Source organism: Bacteroidota bacterium (genome assembly GCA_030706565.1).
GTDB lineage: Bacteria > Bacteroidota > Bacteroidia > Bacteroidales > JAUZOH01 > JAUZOH01.
Genome location: JAUZOH010000144.1, coordinates 1 through 8,811 on the forward strand (window position 1 = coordinate 1; position 8,811 = coordinate 8,811).

Annotated in this window: 4 protein-coding genes; all 4 read right to left on the bottom strand. The window is 44.1% G+C overall.

The window, feature by feature from the left end:
* Positions 1-186: 186 nt before the first annotated feature.
* Positions 187-2,376 carry an alpha-galactosidase gene (locus tag Q8907_08865; protein ID MDP4274375.1) on the bottom strand — a complete coding sequence of 730 codons (2,190 nt, stop codon included), beginning with the start codon at positions 2,374-2,376 and terminating at the stop codon, positions 187-189.
* A 66-nt stretch (positions 2,377-2,442) separates the two neighbouring features.
* Positions 2,443-4,224, bottom strand: a complete 1,782-nt coding sequence (locus Q8907_08870) for an alpha-L-fucosidase (protein ID MDP4274376.1) — start codon at positions 4,222-4,224, stop codon at positions 2,443-2,445.
* A gap of 28 nt (positions 4,225-4,252) precedes the next feature.
* Positions 4,253-7,309 carry a glycoside hydrolase family 88 protein gene (locus Q8907_08875; protein ID MDP4274377.1) on the bottom strand — a complete coding sequence of 1,019 codons (3,057 nt, stop codon included), beginning with the start codon at positions 7,307-7,309 and terminating at the stop codon, positions 4,253-4,255.
* Between the two features lie 17 nt (positions 7,310-7,326).
* The coding region (locus Q8907_08880) for a glycoside hydrolase (GenBank protein MDP4274378.1) at positions 7,327-8,811 on the bottom strand (1,485 nt) is incomplete at its 5' end.

Genomic DNA, 8,811 nt, shown 5'->3' on the forward strand with positions numbered 1-8,811 from the left:
CATGTTACTGGAAATGAAAGAAGGAAGTGTGATTTCTGCCCGGACATACCAGGCAGAAGCAATAAATCCCAGAACCAACCAGGTGATTTTTTTAATGAAACTATTCATGAGCAATATTAATCAATTGGGATAAAACGACAACCGGGATTATTTAAATAACAAATAATCCCGGAACACATTAGCTTTTTACCGCTTTTTATTCTTTTTTTCAGCAAAAAGTTCAACAACCATACTATCATATTCATTCCTGCAGGTTGGGACTATACCCTCCTTCATAAGTCTTGCCCCATCCACTACTTTTCCATCCAGTGCAAGGGTGGATTTTTGCCCTTCTGGCAGGCTGACTTCATGAATACGGTACAGGCGCTGAGGATCGAGGCCACGGGGCTTCACAATCTCAGGCGAACCGTCTTTTAGTTGATAGACAAAAAGTACAGCCTTGGAACTATCGGCAGAAACATAATCCAGAGATGCACGGGGCCCGTCATATGGTGATTCCAGACGGTAAAGATCGCCCTGTTGCACCACATCACGGAGTTGTTCCTTGTACAATTTGACAGCCCCGGCAAGGGTCTTGCAATCCTCAGGACTCATCTTGCGGATATCAAGATCCACACCTAAGGCGCCACTCATCGCAACATTAATAGCCAAACGCAACGGGCGTTTTCCCATGTTGGTTATATGGGCGGCAATGGTATTGGCAGGGAAGAAATGGCTATAACCCCATTGCATATATATTCTGCGAACCGGATCGGTATTATCGCTTGGCCAGAAAGAATGAAAATGTTTCAATGCGCCGTAATCCACGCGCCCGCCTCCACCTGAACAAACCATAGCCATGATATTGGGATATTTTTTTGCCATGCGGTCCATAATGTCGTAAAGTGCAAAATTATAATCGGTCAGCAAGTGTGTCTGCTCGTCAGCAGGAAGATAGGTAGATCCCGGCTGGGTTACGTAGCGGTTGCAATCCCACTTGGTATATAGGATATCCGGACTTGAAGAAAAGGTTTTATCAATTACGTTCCATACATAGTCTTTTACTTCAGGTCGTGTCAGATCCAGAACAAGCTGGTTACGGCTGAGCAAAAGTTCGCGATTAGCCTGTTGAATGGCCCAATCAGGATGTTTCTCAAACAATTCACTTTTAGGATTGACCATTTCAGGTTCTATCCATATTCCAAATCCAACATCTTTCTTCTTTGCTTCTTTTGCAAGAAAAGGAAGTCCCTGCGGCAACTTGGTTCTGTTTGCATCCCAATCGCCCAGACCGGCCTTATCATTATTGCGTGGGTATTTGTTACCAAACCACCCGTCATCCAAAAGAAAGACATCGGCACCAATCTTTTTTGCCCCATCCAGCAAAGAAACTATGGTATTCTCATCAAAATCCATGTGAGTAGCTTCCCAGTTGTTTAACAATACCGGCCGGGGCTTTTGGCCGTCACGGATGCCATACTGCCGGGCCCAACGGTGGAAATTGCGGCTTACCTGTCCCTTTCCCGAATTGCTGTATGTCCAAAACATAGAAGGGGTCGTGAATTTCTGGCCGGGCTGTAACTTGTACTGGCCGCCGAAAGGATTAATTCCACAGATTGCACGCAGCCGGTTGTTATTGTCCATCTCAAAGGCAAGCTGAAAATTACCCGACCAGCCTAAGGTTCCGCCATAAACCTCACCGCTGTCTTCACGAGCCGGCTGATTTAGAGATAATATAAACGATGGATTCCTCATCTGTTGTGCCCTCACACCCAGTTTGGAATCAAAAACCTTAATGCCGGGGGTTAGTTTCTCCTCAACAAACTGGAATTCTTTGGCCCAATTGCCGTAAAACTGGCTTACCCAGTAATCATTCGCCCTGATTACAGGCGAAGATGAAGCAAATCGATACAAAGTAACAGGGCCTTTTTCCTGATTATTTATTTCAAGCCACTGTTCAATAACATCTTCATTCCGGTATGCCCTAATGAAAATCGTCACATAAAACGGATAATATGAATCCTTCAACTCAATGCTGGTTAGCGATACATTATCATCGACAGCTTTGGTTTCGTGGCTCACATAGACCAGGTCGGTAGAGGTATTCCCATCGGAATGGAAAGCCTGAAGGGCTGGTTCCCAAATAAACCCATTGCCAGAAGGGGGAAGAAATTCATCTTCACGTGCCGGAAGTTTGGCAGGGATAGTCAATTTTTGATCAGGCCGTCCGTAACCAAGTTGATAAACGCGCAGGTCGGAAGCATGATACAGCCTCAGAAGGCTATGGGCGGTATATACGTTAATTACACCTGATGCTGTTGCATCAACAGATTCTTGTGAAAAAGCACTAAAAATCGAAAACCAAAAAATGGCAAGGGAAAAACATAAATATTTCATCAGCATAATAAAAATTAAGGTTAAAGGCATTCATGCTTTAACCAATTCATCATGAATAACTTAAAATCATAATTTTTCAGGGACTAAATTGATTTCCCTGAAAGTAAAACCATTTTTTCCTTCCGAGAAACTGACAGGAAGAAGTATAAGTTTGTACGAACCAGCCTTTGTGAACGTCAGTTTGCCTCCAGAGGAATGAATCTTCTTCCAGTACTGGCTGCGCGGATTAAATTCCTGGCTTTCATTGTTGATGGCAGATTGCTGTTCCTGATTATTGCATTGTACTTTTACAACATGTCCGCCCTGCCATACAGGAGCCCCGTGAGAACCCGTCTCGGTTGAAACAATATCAATCTTATAACTTCCCGGTTTTTGTACTTTAAAATCCCAGGTAAGAGAGATGGCAGGATCTTTCCAGTCAGCACCTCCACCTCTGGCGGTAAAATTAAGCTTTTCTGGTTTACCATCTTTCAATGACATTGCCAAAATTCCAGGCAAATCAATATTTCCTCCGGCTTGCTGGCAAATTCCGGTTTCTACTGCAGGTTTTCCTTCAATCTCCATCACTACCACCGACACAACTTTGTCTGGTGCCTGAGCGGGCAGGTTAATCTTCACCCTGTAATGATCCATGTTTTTGTCATACAGAACCTTGAAAGGAACAGGCTTCTTCTGCAAATCCGAAAGTAGATAAACTTTTTTAACCTTGTTTTTCAGCCCTTCCAAATAAAATCCATTGTTGGGCCAGTTAAAAATCCCCAGGTATAGTTTCCCGGGCTTGGCAGTAATATTGCCCCAGTTGAATTCAACCTGATAAGGACTGGCAGCGGTTCCATAGATACATTCGCTGTTTACCTTCATCCAATCACCTACCTGTTTCAATATATTAACAGATTCCTGTGGAATAACCCCTTCAGAAGTAGGCCCGACATTCAACAGATAATTTCCGCCTTTGCTGGCAATATCAAAAAGAAGGCGGGTAAGATCAGCTGCCGATTTCCAGTTGTGATCATTTTTCTTATATCCCCAGGTATTATTAAGAGTAGCCGGAACTTCCCAGTCGCCGGGAACAACCGTAGCGGGAATAACATTATCGCCGGTAGACATGTAATCGGTTTCAACGCCACCACCAAGGCGCCCGCTGATGATACATTCAGGCTGAAGCTTACGCACCAGGTCTTTCAGATCTTGTGCCTGCTCTTTTGAAATAGTCATCGGGGTATCAAACCAGATTAACCCTATAGGGCCATAATTGGTAAGCAATTCCGTTAGTTGGGGTTTGACTTTTTCATCCAGATATCTCTGAAAATCACGTTCTTTAGGAAAATCCCAATCATTGTCCAAACCGTTAGGTTCGTTCCAGTCGCGTGACTGCGAATAATAAAAACAGAGTTTTATCCCCTGTTTGTGGCATTCCTCGGCCAAAGCCTTTATAACGTCCTTGCCATAAGGAGTTGCATCCACAATATTGTATTTCGAAGCATCGGATTTGAACATGGCAAAACCTTCATGGTGCTTGGAAGTGATGGTTATGTACTTCATTCCTGCATTTTTGGCGGTCATCACAAAGTCATGTGCATTAAATTTTACAGGATTGAACTTTGATGCCAGCTGGCGGTATTCGGCCACAGGAATCTTTGCATTTTTAAAAATCCATTCACCTATTCCCGGAATTTCTTTACCATTCCATTCCCCGGCAGGGATGGAATACAATCCCCAATGAATGAACATCCCGAAACGGGCTTCGCGCCACCATTTCATCCTTTCGTCCTGTGTGATATTTCTCTGAGCTTTCATTATCCCTGAGAACAGGAATAAAAATGCAAAAAATACAGCTAACTTCTTCATAATTAATTTTTTTTAGATCTAATGATTTCTATTTTTCAGTTTTTTCCATAATGGCTGAAGCCCAGAGGAAACCGGCCAAAGTTTCTTTGGCATTAACCATCCTGGGATAATTCACGTATGCAGCATAATTGTTTTTGACGGAAATACCGTCGCCACCACCATGTACATCGACAAGGCCTTTTTCGTTGATAGCGGCAAAGGTTAAAAGACTTTCAAATCCTCTTCGGGCAACATTTTCATATTCTTTTTTATCGAGTACGCCGATATCTATTCCTTTTTGAATTGAATAAACAAACATTGAAGTCCCTGAAGGATCAATCCAGTTACCGGGCTGATTGCCCTTATCGACAATCATAAACCATCCTCCTGACACAGGGTCCTGGTTTTTCTTCAAACCAGCCATCATTCGTTTATAAATATCAAGTACAGAGGCATATTGAGGATGACTTTCAGGCATCACTGCCAGCAATTCTGATACCACCAGAGCGTACCAACCCAATCCCTCGCTCCAGACTTCAGGTGAGAGGCCGGTTTTGGGATCAGCCCATTTTGTAGCTGCAGGATTTTCAGTCCAGGCGTGGAGATAAAGCCCGCTTCCATCTTTTTCACAATGCCTGGCAAACACTTTAATCTGTCTAGCCGCCTCGTCGATGCAATATTCTTTATCTCCAATTACTTGTCCGTAGCGGATCAGGAACATCTGCCCCATAAAAATACCATCAATCCACATGTCCGGAGTTTTCATCCCATGCCAGAACTGTCCGTCATTACTGCGGGGATAAGTATCAAAAACTTTCCGGAACTGCATGGCTGCCTTTTTATAACGCTCATCTCCCGTGTACTCGTATAGAGCGACGATGCTTGAACCGGTCATCAGATTATCCAGGCTGTTCAAATTGTCGCCATGAAAATTGCCCTTGTCATCAACAAATTTGTCTATGTATGTTTTGATAAAATCAAGATATTTCCTGTCGCCGGTACTCTTATACAACATTTCGAAACCATGAAACATATAGCCATGCACATAGGACCATGGTTTCCAGTATGCATCACGGTAATCAGGATAACGTGCCATTACTGATTCTGCAGTAGCTTTAGACCAGGATTCCGGTGTGCTGCCCGGTTTGTAATCCAGGTGGGCATTGGCCACACCCTGAGAGGTACCCCGCCGGGGCTTAGTATTACCAGGACTAAAACGGGCAATAAACCCACCTCCGGCAAGAAGCTCAATCTTCAGGGTATCTGTTGCAGAAAAAATAGTATTTTCAATACTCACCGTATCCCTGTTTGATAAATCATCTTTCAGCACAAAGGCTGGAGAGGGTGTTTTTGCATTAAGAAATGAAAGAGGTATCTTGAGTGTTTTGGGGCTGTTCCCATTCATAACCGACAGGAACCATATATTACCCTTACGTTGGGCATAAACTGCCAATTCCCCGATTCCGGAGGAAGGCAAGACCCGTGTTTCATCCCAGGTTGAAGGAATACTTTTAATCATTTCTACGGCCGGATTGGACAGCAGGTGATCCGGATTGGCAGCATAGGTAAGCAGGGGAGCAGAAAGAATAGCCGCACTTGCCACCTGGTGAGCCCAGGTAGTGTTTTTACGCCTTTCGCCAAAATGAACAGGTGTATATTCAGCAGGTCCTGCGAGAAATCGAGTAAACGGAAGGGTTGTATTATGGGTAGCCCGATCAGCCAGTTTACTTGCCTCCATTCCTTTCACTGCTTCGCGGGTAAGCTCATTGGGCCAGGTGCGCGATTGACCGGTGGGTTTATTCGCCCCATGAAAATCAACCAGCAATTTCAGCTCTGCGGTTTCCTTCAAAAGAGACTGATAAAGATCAATCCCGTCTTTTGACTCATTATCGAAGAAATCAATCTTTATGCCTGTGATGCCCAAATCATGGCATTTCTGTAAAAAAGCATGACGCGCTTCAGTATCTCTCAAACTTTTAGAATGTTCCCAAACCCAAATACCAACATGACAGCGGTTTGAATATGCCACCAAATTGCGAATCTGATCGTCAGTCCATTGTGACCAAAACCCCTCGATGATGTTATGTTCGAAACCCAGTTCACCGGCTTTACGCGAAAATTCCTTCATGTTTTCAAAGGTATTGCTGCCTCCACCATCCAGATATTTCCAAACAGCACGGCCCGGATGAATCCATGAAGTTGCCAAACCGTCAGGAAATAAATTTTTATCAGGAGAAGGGCATAAATTGTGAAGAGCATCGCAATTTACCAGTGTATTCAAATCCTTGCCCATCATTACCACCCGCCAGGGAGTACTAATTGTCCCTGTTACGGAGGCAATCTTCGATAAATGTGCTACATCTTCTTTACTATACCTGAGCACGTAAGGATATGAAGGCGGCTGACTGTGTGCTAAACGGGCCGCAAATCCGTTTTTACCATCTGTTTGCAAGGCCAGCCCTTCATAATTTTTAAGATCAGCCTCGGTAATTGCAGCATAACCGGTACTTTCCGGTAATTTTATGGTCACCGGCATTGCTGCCCAACGGCCTTTACCCACCGAATCCAAATCACTTTTAACATGAACACCCTCATAATGCATTTTTAGATCGTGATACCATGCTATGCTATGAGCGGGTATAGTAAATACGGTAGCTTCATCAGGATATCTCTGTTTATTGTCAGTTCCGGGGATTATAAAACGGAATGCCACCGCATCATTAAAAACACGGATATCAAGCGTGTAGCCGATATGGGGGTTCATACTTTTTATAGTAAGCTGTGCGCCATTGCAATGATCAATTGCAGTTGAATGAAGCCCATACCAAGGATAGGTCTCATTAATGGTATATCTGTTTACTTCACCAATCCTTATATTTTTTGTGATCACCAGAGAATCAACTTTCATGACCATAGGTGAAGGTTCGATAACTGTTTTCCCATTCATCAAAACAGTGTAATACAACTGTTTTTTTATGGATGTAACCTTGAACTGAACAGAACCGTCAGGGCTGGACAGATCAACACTAACGGAAGCAGGGAAACACGGCATTGAAAAGCCCAGAATTCCCAGTAAAATAAATAGAGAAAGGAAATATTTGTGCATCGAATGAGGTTTTACGGTTAATCAGTTAAATTGGATTTTTTATATTTTTTCCCCGGGCTTATTCTTATATTTTCACCTTTCCGGGTTTTAAATTTTAATACAGCCCCGTTTAGTATTCCATCCTTCCTTCCATTACGAAGAATTTCCGTCTTTTCTCCAGGCCAGGGATTATAAACCTGGCAATAGCCGCCGCTTTGCGAAAGTATTTCCACAAAACCCACTTTTCCGTCTTTAAATGACGAAGTTACCAAGAAATCACCCCTGCAAAGAAGCTTGAACTCTGCATCCCAATCGTCCGGCCATGCCGGAAACAAACGGATTACAGGGTCTTCCCCCGGTGCCGAAGGTGCACTCTGGCAAAGGGCATTATGCAAGGCATCAGTCATCCGGCCCAGTCTCTGGACTCCTGTGGTCTGATACCCCTCCCGAAGGGTCATCCTGTTGGCCATAACAGCAATTTCGGCGGTGCGTATCTGGTTAGGGATCAAATAACGGGTAGCATCCTTTCTGCCTAAAATGGCCCCTGCCACCGGCAATTTGGAAAGCACATAAACAGGAGTATTTTTGTTGATCCCTTCCGGGAAGTAATTGTCGTAGGTGGCATTTGCGATTTTCAACAATTCTTTATTCCCGGAGCCCAGGTTACAAAGGTCAAAGAACCAGACCGGCATCGTATTGGAATCGGGAGGCCGGAAACCCTCTCCCTGGATGACAGGAGGCAAAGCTCTTACAAAAGTGACCGGAGCCCCCGGTTTTGCCAAAGCGGGATAATCGGTACTAAGCGGAAGCGATGAAAGATGGTCTACAAATTCTTTCCAGACCGGGCGCATCTCTTTATCAACTTTTAGAATTTCTGAAGCCCTGATCACTGCCGGGAAAATGCCCATCATGGAAGATATTTCCTCAACAGTATTATGCCCGCCCCAAACCGATTCATTATCATTTACATAATAAATATGGTATTTGCCGTCACTTTCTTTCTTCACATTCGGGAAATTGCGGTAAAACTCTGCAACACCCTTCAACATGGGATAAGCGTAATTCCTTAGCCAGGCAGTATCCCGGGTATATTCGTATCGCTGCCAGTACTGATAAGCAATCTTGGCCCCACGGGAAAAGATATGGGTTACATGGCCAAACGGGCCTGCACCTTTGTCAGTAAAATTCCAGACCCCGTCTTTCCATCCCTCATCTTTTTTCCAATTCCAGCGGCTCAGGTAGGACATTTTAGTGGAAGCATACCTGTAAAAGGAGTCGGAACGGGTGCTCCATGGCTTTTTGTTCAGGTACAGATCCTGAATTTCATTGATCAAATTGGAAGGAAGTTTAGGAAGGCCGCCAATGCCGACAACTTCAGGAATATATATCCCTCTGCTGCTCCATTGCTCCTGTGCTGCCAGTTCCAACGAAGGCTTAATCTCATTATAAAGGTTAAACATAGGATCCATCAGTTCCATACGGTTGGCAGGAAATAATCCATTGTACAGGCAGCTCTGGTTTGC